The 23565-nt window shown below is 65.3% G+C and carries 20 protein-coding genes, 2 tRNA genes, 1 other RNA gene and 1 pseudogene; 7 read left to right on the forward strand and 17 right to left on the reverse strand.

The features are described 5' to 3' along the window. The first annotated feature begins 14 nt into the window (after window positions 1-14). Window positions 15-1016 carry an SDR family NAD(P)-dependent oxidoreductase gene (locus MWU77_RS09555; RefSeq protein WP_247273536.1) on the forward strand — a complete coding sequence of 334 codons (1002 nt, stop codon included), beginning with the start codon at window positions 15-17 and terminating at the stop codon, window positions 1014-1016. Between the two features lie 73 nt (window positions 1017-1089). Here the strand turns inward: MWU77_RS09555 and MWU77_RS24690 are convergent. From MWU77_RS24690 to prfB, 14 genes and pseudogenes are all read right to left on the reverse strand, one after another. After that, a pseudogene (locus MWU77_RS24690) lies at window positions 1090-1197 on the reverse strand (helix-turn-helix domain-containing protein); the annotation flags it as partial. A 52-nt stretch (window positions 1198-1249) separates the two neighbouring features. Next, a tRNA-Ala gene (locus MWU77_RS09560) sits at window positions 1250-1322 on the reverse strand. 125 nt (window positions 1323-1447) lie between these two features. Beyond that, a complete protein-coding gene (locus MWU77_RS09565; RefSeq protein ID WP_169685973.1) occupies window positions 1448-2197 on the reverse strand; it encodes a DsbA family protein in 750 nt (249 codons plus the stop codon). Continuing rightward, a complete protein-coding gene (locus MWU77_RS09570; RefSeq protein ID WP_169685971.1) occupies window positions 2194-2724 on the reverse strand; it encodes a MauE/DoxX family redox-associated membrane protein in 531 nt (176 codons plus the stop codon). The genes MWU77_RS09565 and MWU77_RS09570 overlap by 4 nt, the downstream gene beginning before the upstream one ends. A 25-nt stretch (window positions 2725-2749) precedes the next feature. Next, window positions 2750-3985 carry an MFS transporter gene (locus MWU77_RS09575; protein WP_247273537.1) on the reverse strand — a complete coding sequence of 412 codons (1236 nt, stop codon included), beginning with the start codon at window positions 3983-3985 and terminating at the stop codon, window positions 2750-2752. Window positions 3986-4047: 62 nt separating this feature from the next. Then, window positions 4048-5676 (reverse strand): phosphoglucomutase (alpha-D-glucose-1,6-bisphosphate-dependent), encoded by a 1629-nt coding sequence (gene pgm, locus MWU77_RS09580; protein ID WP_247273538.1) that lies wholly within the window; start codon window positions 5674-5676, stop codon window positions 4048-4050. Window positions 5677-5954: 278 nt separating this feature from the next. After that, window positions 5955-6325: a transfer-messenger RNA gene (gene ssrA, locus MWU77_RS09585) on the reverse strand. A gap of 121 nt (window positions 6326-6446) precedes the next feature. Then, window positions 6447-7289, reverse strand: coding sequence for an EamA family transporter (locus MWU77_RS09590; RefSeq protein WP_169686815.1), 843 nt, complete (start codon window positions 7287-7289; stop codon window positions 6447-6449). Between the two features lie 8 nt (window positions 7290-7297). Continuing rightward, window positions 7298-7771 carry an SsrA-binding protein SmpB gene (gene smpB / locus MWU77_RS09595; protein ID WP_169685965.1) on the reverse strand — a complete coding sequence of 158 codons (474 nt, stop codon included), beginning with the start codon at window positions 7769-7771 and terminating at the stop codon, window positions 7298-7300. A gap of 68 nt (window positions 7772-7839) precedes the next feature. Beyond that, entirely contained in the window at window positions 7840-8745 is a 906-nt protein-coding gene (ftsX, locus tag MWU77_RS09600; RefSeq protein ID WP_247273539.1) for a permease-like cell division protein FtsX, read from the reverse strand. A 54-nt stretch (window positions 8746-8799) separates the two neighbouring features. After that, complete coding sequence (gene ftsE / locus MWU77_RS09605; RefSeq protein WP_169685961.1) at window positions 8800-9489, reverse strand: cell division ATP-binding protein FtsE; 690 nt, start codon at window positions 9487-9489, stop codon at window positions 8800-8802. A gap of 32 nt (window positions 9490-9521) precedes the next feature. Continuing rightward, a complete protein-coding gene (locus tag MWU77_RS09610; RefSeq protein WP_169685959.1) occupies window positions 9522-9971 on the reverse strand; it encodes a hypothetical protein in 450 nt (149 codons plus the stop codon). Continuing rightward, window positions 9968-10804: a mechanosensitive ion channel family protein gene (locus MWU77_RS09615; protein ID WP_206039556.1), complete on the reverse strand. Its 837-nt coding sequence runs from the start codon at window positions 10802-10804 to the stop codon at window positions 9968-9970. The genes MWU77_RS09610 and MWU77_RS09615 overlap by 4 nt, the downstream gene beginning before the upstream one ends. Window positions 10805-10907: 103 nt before the next feature. Further along, window positions 10908-12026: a peptide chain release factor 2 gene (prfB, locus tag MWU77_RS09620; protein ID WP_169685957.1), complete on the reverse strand. Its 1119-nt coding sequence runs from the start codon at window positions 12024-12026 to the stop codon at window positions 10908-10910. Window positions 12027-12065: 39 nt separating this feature from the next. On the opposite strand from prfB, the gene hisN reads away from it, so the two are divergent. From hisN to MWU77_RS09640, 4 genes are all read left to right on the forward strand, one after another. Further along, a complete protein-coding gene (gene hisN / locus MWU77_RS09625; RefSeq protein ID WP_169685955.1) occupies window positions 12066-12854 on the forward strand; it encodes a histidinol-phosphatase in 789 nt (262 codons plus the stop codon). Window positions 12855-13020: 166 nt separating this feature from the next. Continuing rightward, a complete protein-coding gene (locus tag MWU77_RS09630; RefSeq protein WP_169685953.1) occupies window positions 13021-14412 on the forward strand; it encodes an acyl-CoA dehydrogenase family protein in 1392 nt (463 codons plus the stop codon). A 29-nt stretch (window positions 14413-14441) separates the two neighbouring features. Next, on the forward strand, window positions 14442-15653 hold the full coding sequence (locus MWU77_RS09635; RefSeq protein WP_169685951.1) for an acyl-CoA dehydrogenase family protein: 1212 nt from the start codon (window positions 14442-14444) through the stop codon (window positions 15651-15653). A 249-nt stretch (window positions 15654-15902) separates the two neighbouring features. After that, on the forward strand, window positions 15903-17558 hold the full coding sequence (locus MWU77_RS09640) for an acyl-CoA synthetase (protein WP_169686812.1): 1656 nt from the start codon (window positions 15903-15905) through the stop codon (window positions 17556-17558). A 22-nt stretch (window positions 17559-17580) separates the two neighbouring features. Here the strand turns inward: MWU77_RS09640 and MWU77_RS09645 are convergent. Beyond that, window positions 17581-17657, reverse strand: a tRNA-Met gene (locus MWU77_RS09645). A gap of 424 nt (window positions 17658-18081) precedes the next feature. Here MWU77_RS09645 and MWU77_RS09650 point away from each other — a divergent pair. Then, the gene (locus tag MWU77_RS09650; RefSeq protein WP_169685949.1) at window positions 18082-18600 is read left to right on the forward strand and encodes a transglycosylase family protein; all 519 of its coding nucleotides are present in this window, start codon (window positions 18082-18084) and stop codon (window positions 18598-18600) included. Between the two features lie 88 nt (window positions 18601-18688). Here MWU77_RS09650 and MWU77_RS09655 read toward each other — a convergent pair whose 3' ends face one another. Continuing rightward, window positions 18689-21700 (reverse strand): UPF0182 family protein, encoded by a 3012-nt coding sequence (locus MWU77_RS09655; protein ID WP_247273586.1) that lies wholly within the window; start codon window positions 21698-21700, stop codon window positions 18689-18691. A gap of 164 nt (window positions 21701-21864) precedes the next feature. Between MWU77_RS09655 and MWU77_RS09660 the strand changes: the two genes are divergently transcribed. Continuing rightward, window positions 21865-22464 carry a PPA1309 family protein gene (locus MWU77_RS09660; RefSeq protein ID WP_169685945.1) on the forward strand — a complete coding sequence of 200 codons (600 nt, stop codon included), beginning with the start codon at window positions 21865-21867 and terminating at the stop codon, window positions 22462-22464. Window positions 22465-22496: 32 nt separating this feature from the next. On the opposite strand, the gene MWU77_RS09665 is transcribed toward MWU77_RS09660, so the two are convergent. Further along, entirely contained in the window at window positions 22497-23522 is a 1026-nt protein-coding gene (locus tag MWU77_RS09665; protein ID WP_247273540.1) for a PDZ domain-containing protein, read from the reverse strand. Between the last annotated feature and the right edge of the window lie 43 nt (window positions 23523-23565).

Raw genomic sequence — 23565 nt, forward strand, 5'->3', positions numbered from 1 at the left:
CGAGAGTCACAGAGATGGATCGCCCTCCGCAGGCCAGGTTGACTGGGCACATCACCGCAACCGAGCGAACTGGAGGCACCGTCATGGCGATCATCGTGATGACCGGCAGCAGTTCAGGATTCGGAGAGATCGCCGCACGGCTGGCGCGTGAAAAGGGCGCAGATGTGCTCGCCGGCGCGCGCACGGTGTCGACGAACTTCATTCCGGTGGATCTGGCGTGCCTCGACTCGGTCCGCGCGTTCGCCGCGACGGTCCGGCAACGTCTCGGCGACACGCCTCTCGACGCACTGGTACTCAACGCCGGGTTGATTCTCCCCAACGATGCCGAACGTACCCACGACGGGTTCGAGACGACCTTCGCCGTCAACCATCTCGCGCACTATCTGCTGGTGCGCCTGTTGATGCCTTCATTCGCAGAGGAAGCCCGCATCGTGATCACCACGAGTGGAACACACGACCCGACCCTCCGCACCGGACTGGAGGCGCCGCGGCACGCCGACGCCGACCTGCTCGCGCACCCGGACCGCGACACCGAGCGACACCTGGTACCGCAGCGGGCCGGACAGCATGCCTACAGCGCGTCGAAACTGTGCAACGTGCTCACCGTGCGAGCGCTGAGCGTACATCCCGACATCCGTGCCCGGCACATCACAGCGCTCGCGTACGACCCCGGGCAGGTCTTCGGCACCGGATTGGTTCGAAGCCTGCCGCGTCCACGACGTATCGCATCGTCGGTGTTCGGGACGGCCCTCGGCGCTCCACTGCGGCGGCTCGACCGCACGATGAACACACGCGCCGCTGCGGGACTGGCCCTGGCATCTCTCGTCTCCGGCAGGACGACACCTCCACCCGGCCGCTGTTATGCGGCGCTGCGCAGCGGGCGCTTGAGCTTCCCGGATCCGTCGACGCTCGCACGTAGGGACGACGTGGCGCGCGCGTTGTGGAACGACAGTGCGCGGATGGTCGGGCTGACGGTCGATGAGAGCCTCGGGACGCCAGGTCTGCCGAGTCGCTAGGACAATTCACATCGCAGGAGTTCAGCCCCAGCGGCGAGCGCGACCATCGTGCCCCGTGCGACGCATCGGCCCGGTAGGCGAGGGCCTCGTTGAACACCACCCGGCAGCACCCGAACACTCGGGACAGCGCCCTGTGCTGGTCCCCTGTGGGATAGGCGCGGTAGCGGTATCGCTCGAGCACCTCTCGACGATGACGAACCCACTCCGACTGGGCCGGAGTGGGTTCGTGATTGTGGAGCTAAGGGGACTCGAACCCCTGACCCCCACACTGCCAGTGTGGTGCGCTACCAGCTGCGCCATAGCCCCATATTCTTTTTTGCGCCGGGGCGACCCCCTTGCGCTGAAAGAAAAACTACACCATTGCTCTCTGAGCCAACAAATCGCCTGGTCAGGGCGGTGACAAGCACGAGCGCTCGTCACCGCCCGTCGCCTCAGCCTGCGAGCTCGGACACCCAGTTGTCGTTGCCGAGCGCATCGATGACAGTTCCGTTCTGGATGACGGCGGGAGTGCCCGCCGCTCCTGTGGTGGCAAGAAGCTGCCGACCGGCCTCCGCAGACACCGTTGCCCGCTCGACTCGGGCGCCGTCCGCGATGCACGTCACCGCGTCCTCGGACGCTCCGGCATCACGGGCGATCTGCGCCAGCTGCTCGTTGCTGTGATCGCTGTCCCCGCCCTCTGCCGGTTGATTGTCCGGGGAGAAGATCGCGGCATGGAACGCCGAGAATGCGATCGCGTCACCGGTCTCCGCAACGCACTGGTTGGCTGCGACCGCGCGGGTCGAGTAGTCGCCGCTGCTCGACAATCGGTCGAGGAACGCAAGGATGTGGTACCGCACCGCGACCGTACCTTCGTCGATCGCCTGCGCCAGTTCCTGTCCGTGCTCGTGCTCGAGTTCGGCACAGTACGGGCACATCGGGTCTTCGAAGATGTCGATGGTGGTAGCGGCGTCCGGCAATCCGAGCAGAATCGTGCCGTCGTCGTCGAGCGTGACGTCGACCGCAGCGTTGCTGACGGTGCCGTACCCGTCATTGCGGGAATCGGTGCTTCCCGACTGCCACAGCACTCCTCCGATGACGAGGACCGCAATGATCACGACCGCGATACCACCCAGGATGTAGGTGGACGTGTTCGATGTAGGTTCCGGCGAATATTTGACCGGCTTGACCTTCTTCGCACTCACGAATGCTGTCCTTCGTTCATCGGTGAATTGTCCGGCTCCACTTTGCCACCGGGGTCTGAGTTCCTCCTGAGAGCCACTCGGGAATGCGGACCGAGCGCAAGGGGAGTGCGCGGGAAGACAGCCAGCCATACCGACATGGCGAGGAAGACGACATCACGTGTGATCTCGCGAACATAGTCTCCGGCGTCGATCCCTTCCACCACGCCGCCGCCTCCGAAGCATCCGCAGTCGATCGACAGCCCTCGGCTCCAGGCCGAGATGATCGCGCCGATGAGAACCACGAGCGTCACTCCGGACAGCATCGCGGCAGGCCGCACCGCCAGCCCTACCAGCAGCAGGACCCCGAGAACGAGTTCGACCATCGGGAGTACCGCGGCCACGGGCCTCACCAGTTCGGCGGGAAGAAGCTGATAGGCCCGCACTGCAACCACGGTCTGCGTAGGATCGGCGAATTTGATCCATCCGGAGATCAGCCACACCGCGGCGAGGCCCAGCCGTGCCGCTGCGGAGACGATACGAATCCACACGGGAACGACCTTACATCTCGGCCCGTCAGCGATCCGTATCGCCGGTCACAGGCTTCTGGACGACGGGTTCGGTCGCCGGCGCATCCTGACGCGGTGCCCGCGCCAGGGCCCAGGGAATCACCGCCGCCAGCATTATCGCCCCCGTCACACCGAACGCCACCGAATAGGACCAGCGCTCAGCGATCATGCCGGCCGCGATCGGGCCGACCACTGCCCCGATGTCCGAGGTCATCTGGAACGTGGCGAGTACCGGTCCCCCTCGCGCTTTACTGCCCACCACATCGGCGATCGCAGCCTGCTGCGACGGGTTGATCAGGCCGGATCCCACGCCGGCCACGGCGGACGTGATCAGGAACACCGTGAGGTCGGACGACAGACCCATCATGACGGTGCTCACACCGCAGACGACGAGCCCGGTGAGCACGAACGGTCGCCGCCCGTATCTGTCGGACCACGCACCGGACTTGACCAGCACGAGCGCATTACCCACCGCGAACGCGGTCAGTGCGACACCCGCGATCCCTTCGCTCTGGTTCAGGGCTTCGACGACGAACAGCGGCACCATCGCGACGCGGACACCGAACACCACCCATCCGTTGGCGAAGTTCGAGGTGAGCGCCGCGCGGTAGGTCGACGACCGGAGTGCGGTGCGCAGCCTCATCACGGGAGCGCCATCAGCCGATGCCGGTTGCGCGAGGTGAGACTTGCGAAGACTGATCCAGACCACGGATGCCGCCAAGAGCAGCGCGACCGCGTAGATGAGGAAAGGTGCTCGCAGACCGAGGCCGACGAGGGCTCCGCCGAGCAGTGGCCCTGCAATGTTGCCGAGCAGGAAACTCGTCGCGTACAGCGCGGACACGCGACCGCGCGCATCGGGCGGTGCGATACGCACGAGCAGCCCCAGCGCAGCCACGGTGAACATCGTCGAACCGATGCCGCCGAGCCCCCGGAAGACCAGGAGCTGCCAATAGGTCTGGGCGAAAGCGACCGCGCCCGTGGACACCGCGACGATGAGAACACCGGTGATGTAGATGGGCCGCTCGCCGAGTTTCTGGACGAGCAATCCGCTGGCCGGCGCAAAGGCGAGTCGCATGAACGCGAATGCCGAGATGACGACAGTGGCCGCGGTGATTCCGACGTCGAAGCTCCGCGCGAATTGCGGCAACGCGGGAGCGACGAGACCGAAGCCCAGGGCGATGACGAAGCTCGCCGCGACGAGTACCCAGATTTCCCGCGGCAGAGCCACGTCACGTGTACGCATGATGCGGCAATGTTAGCGATGCACACGACCGCGCTCGGTGCGCGCCCGACGTGCGCCGCGTGTCAGCCCAATACCGCCGACACCAGTTCGCGTGCCGCGTCCTGGACCTGAGCGAGATGTTCGGGGCCGTTGAACGATTCGGCGTAGATCTTGTACACGTCCTCGGTGCCGGAGGGACGCGCCGCGAACCACGCGTTCTCGGTCGTCACCTTCAGTCCACCTATCGCCGCGCCGTTGCCTGGCGCCTCCGTGAGCGTCGCGGTGATCGTCTCGCCCGCGAGCTCGGTGGCGCTCACCTGCTCGGGCGACAGCTGCGCGAGGATCGCCTTCTGCTCTCGCGTCGCAGGCGCGTCGACCCGCGTGTAGGCGGGATCCCCGTACCGTCCGGCGAGCTGGGCGTAACGCTGCGAGGGCGTCGCACCGGTTACCGCGGTGATCTCGGCGGCCAGCAACGCGAGCACGATGCCGTCCTTGTCGGTGGACCACACCGCGCCGTCGCGACGCAGGAAGGAAGCCCCCGCGCTTTCCTCGCCCCCGAACCCGAGGCTCCCGTCGAGCAGCCCCGGCACGAACCATTTGAAGCCCACTGGCACTTCGAGCAACTCACGTCCCAGTCCGGCCGCGACGCGATCGATCATCGACGAGCTCACGAGAGTCTTGCCGACCTTGCTTCCATCCGACCAGCCCGGCCTGTTCCCGAAGAGATAGTCGATGGCCACCGCAAGATAGTGGTTGGGGTTGAGCAGGCCACCGTCGGGGGTGACGATGCCGTGGCGGTCCGCATCCGCGTCGTTGCCGGTGGCAAGGTCGTATTTGTCGCGTGCGCCGATGAGCGATGCCATTGCGTTCGGTGACGAGCAGTCCATCCGGATCTTGCCGTCGGTGTCGAGTGTCATGAATCGCCATGTGGCGTCGACGAGGGGGTTGACGACGGTGAGGTCGAGGCGGTGCCGGTCGGCGATCTCGCCCCAATAGTCGACGGACGCACCACCGAGCGGATCGGCTCCGATGCGCACCCCCGCACCCCGGATCGCGTCGAGATCCACGATGTTCGGGAGGTCGTCGATGTAGGTGCCGAGGAAGTCGTAGCGGCCGGCCGCCGCAAGTGCGGCGACCGCTGATACGCGCTTGACGCCTGCGAGGCCCGCCGCGAGGAGTTCGTTGGCGCGGGCCGCGATGACGGAGGTGGCGTCGGTGCCGGCGGGTCCACCGTGCGGCGGATTGTATTTGAAGCCCCCGTCGCGGGGCGGGTTGTGGGACGGCGTCACGACGATGCCGTCGGCGGACACACTGCCGCCGGAATTGTGGCGCAGGATCGCGTGGCTGACCGCCGGGGTCGGTGTGTACCGATCACGCGAATCGATCACGACGTCGACGTCGTTGGCGATCAGAACCTCGAGCGCGGTGGTCCACGCGGGCTCGGACAATGCGTGCGTGTCGCGGCCGAGGAACAGCGGCCCGGTCGTTCCCTGTGCTGCGCGGTACTCGACGATAGCCTGGGTGGTGGCGAGGATGTGCTGCTCGTTGAAGGCCGCGTCGAGGCTCGACCCGCGGTGCCCTGACGTTCCGAACGCCACCTGTTGAAGCGGGTTCTCGGGATCCGGACGGACCGTGTAATAGGCCGTCACCAGATGCGCGAGGTCGACCAGATCCTCGGGTGCTGCCGGTTGCCCCGCTCGTTCGTGCGCCATGGGTCCTCCTCGTCGAACGCGTGTGGTGACCATCTTGCCTGCGGTGCTGTATCCACGCGGCCGTCCTGTGTCGTTCGCGTCGGATCCGTGGGGCTGCTCGTCACCCGCATTCGGCAAAGGTGCCGAACGGCGAATCCGACATCGTGAACGTGCAGGTAACCGCTGGTCAACGTGGAACCGATCGATGCATGAACCCGGGGTGTAAAGCTCGGCGGCCTCGCGAGCTCATGAAAATACCCCGGGTGAAAGACCTTGTCTGGCCTTTCACCCGGGGTATTCGGTGGAGCTGCCGGGAATCGAACCCGGGTCCTCCGCCGCCTCGCCAAGGCTTCTCCGTGTGCAGTCCGCTATGTCTCTACTTGGATCTCCCGGTCTCGCGAACAAGCCGTGATGACGATCCCAGTCACTGTTTGATGTCCCATCCGACTCCGTGACCGAGCCGGTAGGTGAAGCCCTCTAGCTGATGCCAGTACCCGACCCGAGGGCGAGATCGGACTGACAGACACGCTTCGCTACTTAGGCAGCGAGAGCGTAGTCGCGCTGATTGGAATCGGCGCTTAATTGGTTGCAGCGACGCTTACGGTGGTCTCTTGCCTGCACCGACACGCTTCCCTTGACTCAACGTACGTAGTCGAAACCGTTCAGCCCCGTACGCGCCTGCGACGTTCGCAGGACTACCTACATTAACGTCACCCGCACCCGATGTCATTCCCATTTCCAGGATTGTCGGATGACGCCGCTCACAACGCCCCGATGACCGAGACGAGCACTCAAGTCCCGAAGGTGATCATCGCGACCGACAGACACGCGAGGATCATGCCCGTGTATTGGCCGCGACCGAGTCGCTCTCCCAGCACGACGAGCGCGAGCAGCACGGTGGCCGCGGGGTAGAGAGCCCCGACGACGCTCACCAGCGAGAGCATCCCACCCTGGAACGCGAACATCATCGCGGCGTTCGACACCACGTCGAGCAGCGCGACGGCGACGACATGCCGGTACAGCAACCGCGGCGGACCCGTGAACTGCCGTACGGCCACGGCAACGGCCCACACGACGGCGGTCGCGGAGAGACGTTGGAACACCAGCGGCCAGAGGCCGGTTCCGTCGGGGACCTGATCGAGCGAGATGAAGGTGAGCGCGAATGCCACACCCCCCGCTGCAGTGAGTCCCGCGACACGAAGGGTGAAGGCCGGATGCTCGTCGCCACCGACGGTTTCTTTCGACTCCCTGCTGACGAGCACGACCGCAATGAGCGCGACGACGATCCCGACCCCGGCGAGCGGCCCTGGACGCTCCCCTGTGACGAGGCCGGCAAGGACGGGGATTCCAGCTACGAGCAGCGCAGTCACCGGCGATACCACCGACATCGGGCCGGATGCGAGGGCACGATAGAACCACCACACCGCGAAGCCACCGAACAGGCCCGACGCGGCACCCCAGATCAGCGATTCCGCGGTCACGTCGCCGCCCGCGATCGGTGCGATCACAAGGACGATCACCAGCGACAGCGGATACGACGCAACGACGAACGACAGTGCGGTGGCCCGCCGAGAAGCGACACCACCGAGAAAATCGCTGACTCCGTAGCCGACCGCGGCCACGAGAGCCAACAGGACCGAGGTCAGCGCATACCTTTCACCCGCCTGCCGAGTTCGCGGGTCACCTCGCGTTCGGCAGTGCGACGGGCGAGATCCTGCCGCTTGTCGTAGTCCTGCTTGCCCTTGGCGAGTGCCAACTCGACCTTGACCTTGCCGTCGGAGAAGTACATTGAGAGCGGTACCAACGTCTGGTTGCCCTCACGGGTCTTGCCGACCAGCGCGTCGATCTCACGCCGGTGCAGCAGCAGTTTGCGGGTTCGACGCGGAGCGTGGTTGGTCCAGGTGCCGTGCCCGTACTCCGGGATGTGCAGCCCGCGCAGCCACACCTCGCCGTCGTCGACCGTCGCGAACGCGTCGACGAGTGACGCCTTCCCTTCCCGTAGGGCCTTCACCTCCGTACCGACAAGCGCAATGCCCGCCTCGTACGTATCGAGGATGGCGTAGTTGTGCCGCGCCTTACGGTTCGTGGCGATGACCTTCCGGCCCTTTTCCTTCACGTGCAGGCCTTTCAGGTTCAAATCGGTCGAAGTGGAACACAGTCCAGCATAGGAACCCGCACAAATCGTTATTCACGCACGTACAGGCGCAGTGTCGCGTACGCGGTGATCGCTGCCATGCCCACGCCGACGAGTACGAGGAACGGAGCGACGAGCAGGATGTCGCTGTCGGTGATTCGCGCGACGATGTTCGCGCCGTAGACCTCGGCAAGCATGTCGTCGACGAACAGCGACTTCGCAGCGAACAATCCGCCGATGGCAAGGGCTGCGCCGACGATCGCGGCCACGACGGCTTCGAGGAGGAACGGCAGTTGGGTGTACCAGCGGGTCGCACCGACGAGGCGCATGATGCCGACCTCGGTGCGGCGGGTGAAGGCGGCAATCTGCACGGTGTTGGCGATGAGCAGGATCGCCGCGACGGCCTGGATGGTCGCGATCGCGAAGGCCGCATTACGGATGCCGCCGAGCACACCGAACAACCGCTCGACCAGGTCTTGCTGGTTGAGGATGCTGTCCACACCCGGCCGTTCCGCGAAATCGGTCTGAATGATCGCGAAGCTCGACGGATCGGACATCTTCACCTTGAACGATGCGGGAAAACTCTCGGGACTGACGAGCTCGGCCAATTCGGGTTGGTCCGCGAAGACACGCTCGGTGGCGTCGAGCACCGCATCGTCGCGACTGAGGTACTGGACGGACACCACGTCGTCGGTGTTCTCGAGGTCGGTGCGCAGGGTGCTGCAGAGTTCCTGTTCACATTCCGGGTCGAGTGACGAGATGTCTTCGGTGAGGAACACCTGGATCTCCACCCGGTCGAGGAAGATCTTCTGCGTCTTGTCGGCCATCTGGACAACGAGCAGACCCGCACCGAACAGCGCAAGTGAGATGGCGGTGGTGAGGATCATCGCAACGGTCATGGTGAGGTTGCGGCGCAGGCCGGTGGTGACCTCGCTGAACAGGAAGCTGACGCGCATGGGGTCAAGGTCCTTCGGTTGCCGGATGGACTGGTCTCGGAACGGGCGACCGGGTCAGCGACCCACGCCGTACACGCCGCGTGCTTCGTCGCGGACCACCCGGCCCAGGTCGAGTTCGACGACGCGGCGCCGCATTGCGTCCACGATGTGGTGATCGTGCGTGGCCATGAGCACCGTGGTGCCGGTGCGGTTGATCCGTTCGAGCAGCAGCATGATGTCCTGGCTGGTCTCGGGATCGAGATTGCCGGTGGGCTCGTCCGCCAGCAGAACCAGCGGCCGGTTCACGAACGCGCGTGCGATCGCAACACGCTGCTGCTCACCACCGGACAGTTCGGTGGGAAGGCGCCCCGCCTTGCCGGACAATCCGACGAGGTCGAGGACTTCGGGCACGGTCCGTTCGATCACGGAACGGGGCTTGCCGATGACCTCGAGCGCAAACGAGATGTTCTCCGCCACGGTCTTGCGCTGCAACAGACGGAAGTCCTGGAAGACGCAGCCGAGATTCTGGCGCAGTTTCGGGACCCGCCGCGCCGACAACTTGTTGACGTGGAAATCCGCCACGTGGATCTCGCCGCTCGTGGGTGTGTCCTCGCGGAGCAGCAGGCGCATGAAGGTCGACTTCCCGGAGCCGGACGGGCCGATGAGGAAGACGAACTCGCCTTTGTCCACCTCGACGGACACGCCGTCCAATGCGGGTCTGGTCGACGTCTTGTAGGACTTGGACACATTTTCCAGGCGGATCACGACGGCAATGCTAGCCGTTACCGGATGGTGACCTATTGCCCCGGCTCACCGGTCGGTTCTGTGCCCGACTCCCCGTCGAATCCTGGGAGTCCCGGGATCTGCGGCAATCGGAAGGGATTCGCATCGGCAGTAGTGGTCTCGGGGGGCTGCGTCCCGGTCATCGGGGCGGGCGTGTCGCCCGGTGTCGTCGTGGCAGTCGTCGGTTCGGACGAGGGCGCAACGTCGGTAGTGGTGGTCGGAGGCGCCTGTTCGGTGCTCGACGCGGGTGGAACGTACGGCACGAACGGTGTCTCGGAGATGATGACTGCTCCGGTGGGCGGCGTTCCTGTTCCGTCGGCCTGGCTCTTGTCCTGATTGAGAGTCAGATATGCCGCCCACAGCCCGAGCCACACGATGCACAGCACGAGGGTGCTGGTGCGTACCCGGCCGCGGAACAGATGGGTCGGGATCCGGATACGGTGCGATCGCTGGTCGTCGGTCACGGTTCCCCCGATCGTTCCACGACGCTTGCGGTGTCGAGTTGCGGACTCACTGTGATTCCCTTGGCGCGAAGCGCCCCCGCGATGCGCGCGCGGAGCAGACGACCGACCTGGAACTGCTTCCCCGGCAGAGTTCGGGCGACGATCCGCATACTGACCTGGTCGACCTCGAGGCTCTCGACACCCATCACGCTCGGCTCGTCGAGCAGGAGTTCTCGCACGCGCGGCTCGTTGTACGCGGCGACGCCCACATCTCGGAGGATGTCACTGACCGCACCGATATCGGCACTGACCGGAATCGGGACGTCGATTACGGCGCGCGCCCAGTCCTTCGACAGGTTGATGGCCTTGTTGATCTGACCGTTCGGCACCGTGATCACTTCGCCGGCCGCGCTGCGGACCCGAGTCACCCGGAGGGTGACGTCCTCGACGGTGCCTACGGCGTCCTCGGACGACCCTGTCACCGAGATCTGCACGGTGTCACCGAATCCGTACTGACGTTCGGTGATGATGAAGAAGCCGGCGAGAATGTCCTGCACGATGCGCTGCGCGCCGAAACCGACCGCAGCACCCACCACGGTTGCCGGTGCCACGAGCGAACCGATCGGCAGGTTGAGATAGTCGAAGATCTTGAGCGCTGCAACGATGTAGACGAACGCGATCACCATCCACGTCACGACCTGTGCGACCGAATGACGATGCTTGGTCGCCTCCGAGCGCACGAGGTCGTCGGACTGCCGGTAGCGATCGTCGATCCGCCGGGTCACCCGGCCGCCGGTCCACGAAACGAACCGGGCGATGATGACGGCACCGAGGATCGTCAGAGCGATCAGCAGTCCGCGGGTGGTGACCCAGTTCAGCAGGACATCGGTGGGAAACAGCGTTCATTCCTTCGAAAGGGACCCGGGCCGGGATCCTGCCCGACCCGAACCTACCGGCTCACGCGTTCTGTTCCTCGCCCATCCGCCAGCGGATGCCGGCTTCGAGGAAGCCGTCGATGTCGCCATCGAGAACCGAGGACGGGTTGTTGACTTCGTACTCGGTGCGCAGGTCCTTGACCATCTGGTACGGGTGCAGCACGTAGGAGCGCATCTGGTTTCCCCACGAACTGCCGCCGTCACCCTTGAGGGCATCCATCTCGGCGCGCTCTTCCTGACGCTTCCGCTCGAGGAGTTTGGCCTGGAGGACACGCATCGCAGACACCTTGTTCTGCAACTGCGACTTCTCGTTCTGGCAGGTGACGACGATGCCGGTTGGCACGTGCGTCAGGCGGACCGCGGAGTCGGTGGTGTTGACCGACTGCCCGCCGGGGCCGGACGACCGGTAGACGTCGACGCGGACGTCGTTCTCGTCGATATCGATGTGGTCGGTGGTCTCGACCACCGGCAGCACCTCGACCTCGGCGAACGAGGTCTGGCGTCGGCCCTGGTTGTCGAACGGACTGATTCGAACGAGGCGGTGCGTGCCCATCTCGACCGACAGAGTGCCGTAGGTGTAAGGGGCCTTGATCGCGAAGGTCGCCGACTTGATGCCTGCTTCTTCGGCGTAGGAGGTGTCGTACACCTCGACGCCGTAGCCGTGCTTGTCGGCCCATCGGATGTACATGCGCATGAGCATCTCGGCCCAGTCCGCGGCGTCGACGCCGCCGGCACCGGAACGGATGTTGACGAGGGCATCACGTTGGTCGTACTCGCCCGACAGCAACGTCCGCACTTCCATCGCCTCGATGTCGGCGCGCAGGGTCTCGCGCTCGGAGTCGGCGTCGGCCAGCGCAGCTGCCTGCGCTTCACCCTCTTCGTCCTCGGCGAGCTCGTAGAGCACGGGAAGGTCCTCGAGCCGCTGACGTAACTCTTCGACGCGGCGCAGTTCGCTCTGCGCGTGCGACAGCTGGCTGGTGACCTGCTGGGCATGCTCCTGGTCGTTCCACAGGTCGGGATCGGCCGCCTGATGTTCGAGCTCGTCGATACGGCGGCGCAGCTCTTCCACATCGAGAACCGACTCCACCGTCCGGAGGGTCGTCGCGAGCTCGGCCAGGTCTGCGGAAACATCGGGATGCACGATTCTCTAGGCTACCGGCTAGGGGCTAGCGTCTGACGCATGGCCACCGACTACACCGCCGATCTCGAACTCGCACTGCGTCTCGCCGACGCCGCAGACGCCGTCACCCGCGACCGTTTCCGCGCGCTGGACCTGAAGGTCGACGACAAACCCGACCTGACACCGGTGTCCGACGCCGATCTCGCGGTGGAACGCCTGGTGCGGGAGACACTTTCCTCCGAGCGGCCCGACGACGCGATTCTCGGGGAGGAATTCGGCGGCGATCCGGTCTTCGAAGGCCGCCAATGGGTGATCGATCCGATCGACGGCACCAAGAACTTCGTGCGGGGTGTGCCGGTGTGGGCGAGCCTCATCTCACTGATCGTCGACGGTGTCCCGGTTGTCGGCGTGGTCAGCGCTCCGGCGCTGCACCGCCGGTGGTGGGCGTGCTCGGGGGCCGGCGCGTGGTCCTCGCACGACGGCAGCGAACCTCGTGCCATCGCGGTGTCCGGGGTCGGATCGCTCGCGTCGGCGTCGCTGAGCTTTTCGAGCCTCTCCGGCTGGAACGACCGCAACATTCGTGACCGGTTCATCGACCTGACTGACGAGGTGTGGCGCGTACGCGCTTACGGCGACTTCTTCTCCTACTGCCTCTTGGCGGAAGGCGCGCTCGAGATCGCGCTCGAACCCGAAGTGTCGCTCTGGGATCTGGCAGCGCTCGATGTGCTCGTCCGCGAAGCGGGTGGGGTGTTCACGAATCTCGACGGCACGGCAGGACCGCACGGCGGAAGTGCGGTGGCGACGAACGGCGCGCTCCACGACGAGGTCTTGAGCCGCCTCAGGTCCTGATGCCCATCCGACCCTGATGCCCATCTGGCCCTGCCCGCGCTGCATTTCACCTGCGGCGCGGGCAGTGTCGTCCTGCCCGGACAGCTGTGAACTTACTCGAGAGTAGACACATACCTTACTCAAGAGTAAGATTGACTCCTGTCCGCTCCGATACAAGAAACTTCTGGTGATCATGAGCAAGCAAGACAGTGTGGCCCGGAACACCCCCCGAGACACGTCCGCAGTCGGCCTCAACCCGATCAAACGGGACGCCATGGGAGCAGCGATGCGCGTACTCACGCGGATCACCGGGTCCGAACTCGCCGACCGCTACAACTTCCGGCAGACGATCGACCGGGTCACGTACGAGTCCACCAAGACCGGATTCAAGACCCTCGGCGCCGCGACCCGCACGTTCAAGAAGGTGTCCGGCGGCAACGGCCCCGAGCGCCTCGCCACCGCGAAGAACGCCGACTACTTCGACCTCACCCCTACCGACGACCAGCAGATGATCTCGGAAACCGTGCGCGACTTCGCCGCCGAGATCCTGCGTCCGGCCGCACACGACGCCGACGAAGCTGCAGCCGCACCCGCCGACCTGCTCGCACGCGCCGCCGAGCTCGGCATCACGCTCGTCAACGTGCCCGAAGCGTTCGACGGCGCAGCCGCCGAACGCGGAGTGGTCACCAACAGCCTCGTCGCCGAGGCCCTCGCACATGGCGATATGGGTCTTGCGCTGCCGATCCTCGCGCCGAGCGGCGTCGCCGTAGCACTGACCGAGTGGGGCACCGACGACCAGCAGAAGACGTACCTGCCGGCATTCGCCGGCGAGGATGTTCCGCAGGCATCCGTCGTCATCGCGGAGCCCCGCGCACTGTTCGATCCGTTCGCGCTGCGCACGAAGGCCACCCGATCCCCGAGCGGGTACCGGCTCAACGGAGTCAAGGCCCTCGTTCCGGCGGCCGGTAGCGCCGAACTGTTCATCGTGGCAGCAGAACTCGACGGTAAGCCCTCGTTCTTCATTGTCGAAGCGAAGAGCAAAGGTGTCGTCATCGAGGCCGATCCCAGCATGGGCCTGCGCGCCGCCGGCCTCGGCCGCCTCCTGCTCGAGGATGTCGCCGTGCCGCAATCCGCGCTACTCGGCGACGAGAACCCGGACGTTCGTGCGGAGCAGTACGCCGACGCGGTCCGGTTGTCGCGCCTCGGCTGGGCGTCGCTCGCCATCGGCACCGGGCAGGCCGTACTCGACTACGTGGTCCCGTACGTCAACGAGCGCGAGGCATTCGGTGAGCCGATCAGCCACCGCCAGGCGGTCGCGTTCATGGTCGCGAACATCAAGATCGAACTCGACGGCCTCCGTCTCGTCACCCTCCGCGGCGCAGCCCGCGCCGAGCAGGGCCTGTCGTTCGCTCGCGAAGCAGCGCTCGCTCGCAAACTGGCGACGGACAAGGGAATGCAGATCGGTCTCGACGGCGTCCAGCTACTCGGCGGCCACGGCTTCACCAAGGAACATCCCGTCGAGCGTTGGTACCGCGACCTGCGCGCCATCGGCGTCGCCGAGGGCGTCGTCCTCGTCTGAGCGGCCCTGACACACACAAGGAACCTGTGATGATCAATCTCGAACTTCCCAAGAAGCTCAAGGCTTCCGCGAATCAGGCCCATCAGGTCGCCGCCCAGATCTTCCGACCCGTCTCCCGCAAGTACGACCTCGCGGAACACGAGTATCCCGTCGAGCTCGACACGATGGCGGCAATGGTCGAGGCGCTCAACGATTCCGGCCAGGGCGCAGCGGGTGCGACGCTCGGCCGCGAAGGCAAAGAAAAGAAGTCCGACGGCAACAACGCCAACGGCGGAAACATGGCCGGCCTTCTCAATGTCATCGAAACCTGCTGGGGCGACGTCGGCTTGACACTGTCCATCCCCTACCAGGGCCTCGGCAACTCGGCTATCGCCGCGGTCGCCACCGACGAGCAACTCGAACGATTCGGCAAGGTGTGGGCCTCGATGGCGATCACCGAACCCAGCTTCGGATCGGACTCGGCCGCAGTCACCACCACTGCCGTTCTCGACGGCGACGAGTGGGTCCTCAACGGCGAGAAGATCTTCGTCACTTCCGGCGAGCGCTCCTCGCACGTCGTCGTCTGGGCATCGGTGGACAAGTCGAAGGGCCGGGCCGCGATCAAGTCGTTCGTCGTTCCCCGCGATGCGCCCGGATTGAGCGTCGCGCGACTCGAGCACAAGCTCGGTATCAAGGCCTCCGATACTGCGGTACTGCTGCTGCAGGACTGCCGCATTCCCAAGGACAACATCCTCGGTTCGCCCGAGGTCAACGTCGAGCAGGGCTTCGCCGGGGTCATGCAGACCTTCGACAACACCCGCCCGATCGTCGCAGGCATGGCGATCGGTCTCGGTCGCGCAGCACTCGAGGAACTGAGGGGCATTCTGTCTGAGGCGGGGGTGGAGGTCAGTTACGACACTCCTGCGAACAACCAGCACGCCGCGGCCGCCGAGTTCCTCGCACTCGAAGCCGACTGGGAAGCCTCCTATCTGCTCGCCCTGCGGGCGACGTGGATGGCAGACAACAAGAAGCCCAACTCGCTCGAGGCATCGATTTCGAAGGCGAAGGCCGGTCGTACGGGTACCGCGGTCTCACTCAAAGCCGTCGAACTCGCCGGCACCTACGGGTACTCGCAGCGCCCGCTGCTCGAGAAGTGGGCCCGCGACAGCAAGATTCTCGACATCTTCGAAGGCACACAGCAGATCCAGCAGCTGATCGTGGCCCGCCGTGTGCTCGGGAAGTCGTCTTCCGAGCTGAAGTGACCGAGCTGAAGTGACCGAGCCGACGTAGACCCTGCAACACGGCTCGACGCTCCCCAGGGGAGGCAGGCGAAACCCTCGCCGCACTCGAGTGCGGCGAGGGTTTCGCCTTGTCGGGGCTCCTCGAGATCCAGACATTTCCCCTCACGAGGGTCCCTGGCGCCGCTAGCGTGTAGTGAAGTTCACCGCAGCCGAGAGGGTCCCGTGCCCGAGCAGGACGTTCTGGAACGACTCACAGGTGGTCGCGCGAGCATGCGTCAGATCACCGACAGTCTCGGCGCCCTCGCGGTCATGCACCGCTGCGGCCTGTTGCATTTCCCGCGCATCGATCGAAGCCTCGCGACCATGGCCGCCGCCAGGAAGTACGGTCCCTTCGCCGGCGCGGTGCATGCCCACGCCACTCGAGGCCTCGACGCCACGGCGATCTCCGACGAACGCGGTGGTGTCACGTATATAGAACTCGACGCGGCTTCGAACGCGCTGGTCCGCGCATGGATATCCGACGGGGTGACACCCGGATCCATTGTCGGTGTGATGGCCCGCAACCACCGGGGCCTGGTGCTGACGATGGTGGCTGCAGCAAAACTGGACGCGCGACTGGTGATGATGAACACGGGGTTCGCGCCGCGGCAACTCGTCGAGGTTGCGGCCCGAGAGCAGGTGTCGGCCTTCGTGTTCGATTCGGAGTTCGCGGCCGTCGCCGCAGCGCTACCCGCCGATGTCCGAAGATATCTCTCGTGGCAGGACGATCCCGTTCAGGGGATTCCCACCCTCGATTCCGCGGCCGCGGGTTTCGACCGCTCCGCTGTTCCTCCGCCCGAGAACTTCGGCGGCTTCGTCCTGCTCACGAGCGGCACCACCGGCACACCCAAGGGCGCCCCCCGCGCGCGCACGTCACCACTGGCCTCCGCGCAATTCGTCGACCGAGTCCCGTTGTGTGAAGGACAGACGATGGTGATGGCGGCACCGGCCTTCCACGGAACCGGGGTCTCGCAGCTGGCACTCGCGCTGGCACTCGGGCAGACGGTGGTGATGGTGCGCCGCTTCTCCCCGATCGACACCCTGCGAGCGATCGAGACCCACAGCGGGGACATCCTGGTCGTCGTCCCCACGATGCTCCAGCGCATCCTCGCGCTGGGCGCACCGAAGATCGCCGAGTTCGATACCGCGAGCCTGCGCATCATTTTCTCGGCCGGCTCGGCACTGTCTCCCGACATCTGCCGCCGCACCAGAGAGTCGTTCGGCGACGTCCTCCACAACCTGTACGGCTCGACCGAATGCGCGGTCGCGACCGTCGCAACGCCCGAGGATCTTCGTCGCGCACCGGGGACTGCGGGTCGTGCACCGGTGACCTGCCACGTCGAACTGTTCGACGACGATGGTGGCCGCATCACCACACCGGGCGTGATCGGCAGGATCTTCGTCAAGAGCGGACTGAGCTTCGCGGGTTACACCGACGGCCGCGACAAGGAACGCCTCCGCGGCCTGCTCTCCACCGGCGACGTCGGGCACTGGGACGAACAGGGCTATCTGTTCGTCGACGGCCGCGACGACGACATGATCGTCTCCGGCGGAGAGAACGTGTACCCACTCGAGGTGGAGAACGTGCTGGCCGAACGCGAGGATGTACTCGATGTGGCTGTGGTCGGTGTTCCCGATCCCGAGTTCGGTCACCGGCTGCGGGCCTTCGTGGTGCCGGACCCAGATTCCCGGCCCGCCGCCGACGAGATCAAGACATTCGTCAGGTCCAACCTCGCCCGCTACAAGGTTCCGCGCGACGTAGTGTTCGTCGACCGACTACCCCGCAATGCGACCGGCAAGCTTCTCCGTCGAGTACTCGAAGAAATGGATCCGGTTGCGCCTGACGACGAGCACGGAGACGACGAAAAGCGAAGGCCGGTCTCCTGATTCGGAAGACCGGCCTTTGCGTTGGTAGCGGGGACAGGATTTGAACCTGCGACCTCTGGGTTATGAGCCCAGCGAGCTACCGAGCTGCTCCACCCCGCGTTGCATGTCCAAAGCTACACGAGCAGGGAAACGAAAGGCAAATCGCCTGGGATACCGGCGCTTTGGCACGGATTCGGTGACCTGAGCCACTTTCCTGTCGTGATCCCCCACACATAACGAATGAATAACAAGTGTGCAACTAGGCCGCAAACTTCGCGCCTCACCTGCACTGACGCATCCCCGAGTCTCACATTTTGGACATCGATAGTTGAAATCTGCAGGATGACGCCTCGCCCCATTCACTTGTACGGTCGGTCCCGGTTCGAATCCGCCGGACCACCACCGGCCCGCAGCCGCCGAATCTGCCCGCGGGAACCGGTGCCTACGAAGACCTTCGGAGGGGCAGAGGCACACGCACTACCACCGCAACCCGATCGGTTGTCGATGTCGTGCGGTTGCTGCGAGCGCGAGAGGACCACCCAGCATGACCACACTGTTGAACAAGCACGCACTTCGCACCGTCATCGTCACAGGCGCACTCGCCGCCATCCCGCTCGGCCTTGCTGCGGGCACCGCCTCCGCCGCTCCGAACAACTGGGACGGTGTCGCGCAGTGCGAAAGCGGCGGCAACTGGGCGATCAACACCGGCAACGGCTACTACGGCGGTCTTCAGTTCTCCCAGAGCACCTGGGAAGCCAACGGCGGCACCGGTAACCCCGCCAATGCTTCGAAGGAAGAACAGATCCGGGTCGCCGAGAACACGCTGCAGACCCAGGGCCCCGGCGCATGGCCCACCTGCGGCCAATACCTGACCACCGAGACCGCACCGGCAGCACCCGCACCCGAGGCACCTGCCGCCCCGGTCGTGCCCGATGCCCCGATCGCCGAGGTGCCAGCTCTCCCCGCCGAGGTCCAGCAGGCGATCGACGCTGCGGGCGACCTCGCCGCGCAGCACGGCTTCGACGCGCAGTTCTCGCAGCTCGTCAGCGTCGCCGGACTCTGATCCCGCCGCGAACAACGACGAGGCCATGCCACCGGCAGGGCCTCGTCGTCTCATATGGCACCAGGCCACCGAACATCCCAGCTGCTACTCAGCCGCCACTCGACTGGTAGCTCTCGACCGCGCGCTGCACCCGCGCGAGGGCATTGCCGTAAGCGTCGAAGTCGCCACTGCGCTGCGCGTTCGCGAGCTCATCGAGCGCCGAATCCAGTTCGGTCACTGCAGCCTCACGGCTCGCCGGTGGCACCGCTACCGGCGGCGACCCCGGTTCCGGCTGCTGACCTTCGTCGGGCACCGCACCCTCGACCGGCTCGGAGCGAGTGTCGTCCTCGACCTCCGCGCTCGACACCGCTGACCCACCGGGAGCCGTCGCGGCGTCGCCGACACCGGGACCGAATACCTGATCCAAGGCCGCGGCCAGGGTCGGTGCGTATCCGATCCGCACGCCGCCGCCCGAGCCCGGCTCACGGTAGCTGACCAGCACGCGCGACAGCTGCGGGAACGTCGATGTACTGCCCGCTGTCGGATTGCGCTCGGTGTACATCGGTTGGACGTACAGGATGCCGCCCTCGGCAATCGGCAACGTGAGCAGGTTGCCGTACTGGATCCGGTTGGATCTTTCGAGCAACGTCCGCTCGGAGGCGACACGAGTGTCGGAGATCATCGCGTTCTGTGTCTGCTCCGGACCGAAGGTCTGCGTGTCGGTCGGCAATTGCAGGATCGTGAACTGCCCGTAATTCTCCGGATCTGCCTCCACCGAGATGTACGCAGACAGGAACTGACGGTTGTAGCCCACCATCGCGGACGTCAACCGGAATCTGGCGTCAGCGGTGTCCTCATCACCCATCAACAGGTAGTACGGCGGCTGATTGGCGGTGGTGTCCACCGTCGGGTCTGCCGGGACCGACCAGAACGCGTTGTTCGTGAAGAATTCGAGTGGCTCGTCGACGTGGTACTTCGCGAGCATCTCGCGCTGAACCTTGAACAGATCCTCCGGGTAACGGAAGTGCGAACGAAGCTCGTCGGAGACCTGATCCTGCGGAGTCACTGCATCCGGGAAGACCCCCATCCAGGCATTGAGAACGGGATCCTGCTCGTCGACCTGGTAGAGCGTGACAGTGCCGTCGTACGCGTCGACGGTGGCCTTCACCGAGTTACGGATGTACGAAACTTCCTTGCGAGGCAGCAGACGTCCGGTGTTCTGATCGATGCTGTCCTCGAGGAGACCTTCGAGCGAGCTGCGCTGGGCATACGGATAGTTGTCGAGCGTGGTGTACGCGTCGACGATCCACACGATGCGGCCATCCACTGCTGCCGGGTAGGCGTCGCCGTCGGCGGTGAGCCACGGCGCAACCTTCGTTACGCGGTCGCGGGGGTCGCGGTTGTACAGAATCTTCGAGTCGCCACCGATCGCGCTGGAGAAGAGGATATTGCGCTCGGCATAGGTCGCGGCGAATGCGAACCGGTTGATCCAGTTGCCGATATCGACGCCGCCCTCACCGGTGTAGGTGTAGGTCTCGGTGTCGGTGTCGTACTCGCGCGGTGCTGCGCCCTCACTGCCACCGACGATCGCGTAATCCGGGTCGGCCTCGGCGATCACCTCACCGAAGTAGATGCGCGGCTGCTCGACGGGGATGACCTGGTTGCCTGCCGCCTGAGAGGCGAGGTCGCTGATCATATAGACCGGGTAGCCGCTGTTGCTGTTCGCAGCCTCTTCCGCCGAGGTGCTGGCGGCGGCGTTGACTCGATTCGCAGGAGCGGCGACCAGACCGTTGCCGTGGGTGTACACGGTGTGGCGGTTGATCCAGTCGGTCTGGTTGCCGGTCAGGCTCGTCGGAGACAACTCACGTGCGGCGACGATGTAGTCCTCGACACGCCCCTCGACCTCGTAACGGTCGATATCGAGAGACTCGGGGTAACCGTAGAAGTTCTTGAGCTGAGTCTGCTGAGTAAAGGTGCGCGGGAGCACATTCGGGTCGAGTAGACGGGTGTTCGCGATCGTCGTGATATCGGCGGGAACCTCCTCGGGAGAGACTGTGCCTACTCCGGGATAGTCCTTGTACGTCACCTTGTCATCGGTGATTCCGTATGCCTCACGCGTGGCCGCGATGTTCCGTTCGATGTACTCGCGTTCCTTGTCGGCAGCGTTCGGCCGGACGGAGAACTGCTCGACCATGAGCGGGTAGATCGCGCCCACAAGAATCGACGACAGCACCAGAAGCGCCGTTGCAAGAGCAGGGATCCGCAGATCGCGGAACACGATCGCCGCGAAGAACGCGATCGCACAGATGATGGCGATCGCCATCAGGATCAGCTTGCCGGGCAGAACCGCATTGATGTCGGTGAAACCTGCGCCGCTGAACGTGGGTTCCTTCCGGCCGCTCCACAGCAGTTCGTACCGGTCCAACCAGTAGGCCACCGCCTTGAAGGCGACGAACAGGCCCGCAAGGACCGCCAGCTGAATCCGAGCCGCATTGGAGATGTGGCCACCAGTACCGCCCCGCCCCGCGAGGCGGATTCCGCCGAAGATGTAGTGGGTGACCAGACTCGCGAAGAACGACAGGATGATCGCGACGAACAACCAGTTGAGGACGAAACGGAAGAACGGCAGGTCGAACGCGTAGAACCCGACGTCCAAGCCGAACTGAGGGTCGGTGGTGCCGAACGACCCCCCGTTGAAGAACATCTGGACGGTCACCCAGCTCGACTGGGCGATCAGGCCGGACAACACGCCGATGCCGATCGGGATACCGAGCCCGAAGGCACGCATCCGGGTCATGACGGTCGTGCGATACCGCGCGATCGGATCGCCGGGACCGGCTGTCGGCACGAACACCGGTCGCGATCGGTAGGCGAGGAACAGTGCAAGCCACAGCACCGCCGCCACCACGAGGCCGACGACGAAGAACAGCACAACTCGCGTCAGAAGAACTTTGACGTACACGCCGCGGAAATCGACGGAGCCGAACCACAGCCAATTGGTATAGGTATCCAGGATTCTCGGGCCGAGAAGCAGCAGCACGGCCACCACCAAGGCGAGAATCAACAGAGCTTTGCTCCGCTTCGACAGACTCGGTACTCCGGTCGGGGGCCTCATGCCCACGTGCCACGCTCCCAACTCGTACGGCGACGCGGCGATCCGCGCCGTCTCCACCTCGTGTCACAATCCGGTGACCGTTTCGCCCTACTCTACGGAAACCGCGCGCCGCGGGTGCACCCACCGCTCCGGTGGACACATCCGGGACTGTCGAATGTCAGGATAGGCATGTGAACGATCACCTTCCTGTTCCTTCCCCCGATGCGCTCTCGCATGCCGTCCACGAGATCATCGATTTCGTCGATGCGGAGGGCTGGGACCGACCTCCGGTGATGTTCGCCCTCGTCCCCACGGCCTTGCTCGCAGCCGCGGAACCGACCCTCAGCGACCAACTCGACGACGGCCACCAGTACACGCCGATCGTGCAGGATCTGCTGCCCGACGACATCGAGGGCGGCAGTCCCGCACTGGAGGAGTTCCTCGCGACAACAAGCTGGCCGGCTTCGGTATCCGGGTGTGCCCTGGTGCAAGAGATCGTCGTGCTCCCCCCTGCCGCGGAAACCGACCTGGATGAGGCGCTCGTCCCTCTGCTGGCCGACAGACATGCTGCCGACGATGCCGCCCTCGGCGCAGCACATGCGCACCCGGATCGCCGCGAGGCGCGATTGATCTCTGCGGTGCTACGCGACGGCCCGTCGATGAGCCTGCTCGAGCTGCGTCCCACGGACGACGATCCGTTCGCGGGCGCCGAACTGCGCGTCGCCGACGACCTCGCGCCGAATGTCATCGAGGCGTTGTATGCGACGCTCGAGGCTAGCGAGGACGACTGAGCGGCACCCGCGCGGTGTCCGGTCAGCGAGAATCAGCCGCAGGTGGGCGCGTCGCCTCCTGAGGTGATGGCCGCGAGGGCGTCGATTGCACCCTCGAGTGTTTCCACCTCGATCAGCCGGATACCGTCGGGCGTGTCGGACAGCGCTTCGGCGCAGTTGTCGGCCGGAACCAGGAAGAACTCGGCGCCGTCCTCGGCGGCCGCCGTCAACTTGTGGGTGATACCGCCGATCGGTCCCACGGCACCGTCCGAATCGATGGTCCCGGTACCTGCGACGTGCTTTCCACCGTTGAGTTCGCCCTCACTGAGTTTGTCGACGAGCGCGAGGCTGAACATCAGGCCCGCCGACGGGCCACCGACGTCGGCGAGGTTGAACGTGACGGAGAACGGGACATCCGGGAGTTCCTCCGTACCGATTCCGAGAAAGCCCTTGTCGGGGTCGCTGGGGCGTCCCCCCACCGTGACGGGAACAACCTCCTCGACGCCGTCCCGTTCGACCGTGATCTCCAGATCACTGCCCGGCGCGGTGTCGCCGACCACGCGCTGGACCTGACCGGCGGTGCTGACCACCTCACCGCCCACCGCGAGGATCCGGTCGCCTTCACGGAGCAGATCCGTTGCCGGGGCATCATCGGCCACCTGCGCAACGCGGAGCGTGACGGGCATGTCCAGATAGTGGAGCGCAGCGAGTTCGGCACTCCGCTCGGACTGCGCGAACTGTGCGTGATCTGCCGCCTTGACCTCGTCCTTGCTGCGCGTCGGCGGGTACACCTGTTCGCGCGGCGCCAGACCGTAGCGTCCGCTGAACCAGGCCAGAATTGTCTGAGCGAGCGTGAGGTTGTCGGTGACCCCCACCGTGGTCATGACCAGTTCACCGGTGGTGGGGTCGGATTCGACGCCCTCGATCTCGATGACCGGTGTCCCGTCGACCTCGCCGAGCGTGTCGAAGGTCGGCCCCGGACCGAGCGCAACATAGGGCACACGCACATTGAATGCCAGCACCGCGAGGACCAATACCGGGAGCAGAACGGCAACGGGCAACACGAGGCGTCGATTCACCCGGCCAGGGTAGCGGGCGCGCGCTGTTCGCGTTCAGCGTGAC

The organism is Rhodococcus sp. F64268 (assembly GCF_023015605.1).
GTDB lineage: Bacteria > Actinomycetota > Actinomycetes > Mycobacteriales > Mycobacteriaceae > Rhodococcus.

Excerpts from the sequence above, each read along its gene's own strand:
- MWU77_RS09555 (WP_247273536.1), top strand. The coding sequence starts at position 15 with ATGGATCGCCCTCCGCAGGCCAGGTTGACTGGGCACATCACCGCAACC.
- MWU77_RS09575 (WP_247273537.1), bottom strand. The coding sequence starts at position 3,985 with ATGCGTACACGTGACGTGGCTCTGCCGCGGGAAATCTGGGTACTCGTC.
- pgm (WP_247273538.1), bottom strand. The coding sequence starts at position 5,676 with ATGGCGCACGAACGAGCGGGGCAACCGGCAGCACCCGAGGATCTGGTC.
- ftsX (WP_247273539.1), bottom strand. The coding sequence starts at position 8,745 with ATGCGCGTCAGCTTCCTGTTCAGCGAGGTCACCACCGGCCTGCGCCGC.
- hisN (WP_169685955.1), top strand. The coding sequence starts at position 12,066 with ATGGCCACCGACTACACCGCCGATCTCGAACTCGCACTGCGTCTCGCC.
- MWU77_RS09635 (WP_169685951.1), top strand. The coding sequence starts at position 14,442 with ATGATCAATCTCGAACTTCCCAAGAAGCTCAAGGCTTCCGCGAATCAG.
- MWU77_RS09640 (WP_169686812.1), top strand. The coding sequence starts at position 15,903 with ATGCGTCAGATCACCGACAGTCTCGGCGCCCTCGCGGTCATGCACCGC.
- MWU77_RS09650 (WP_169685949.1), top strand. The coding sequence starts at position 18,082 with ATGACCACACTGTTGAACAAGCACGCACTTCGCACCGTCATCGTCACA.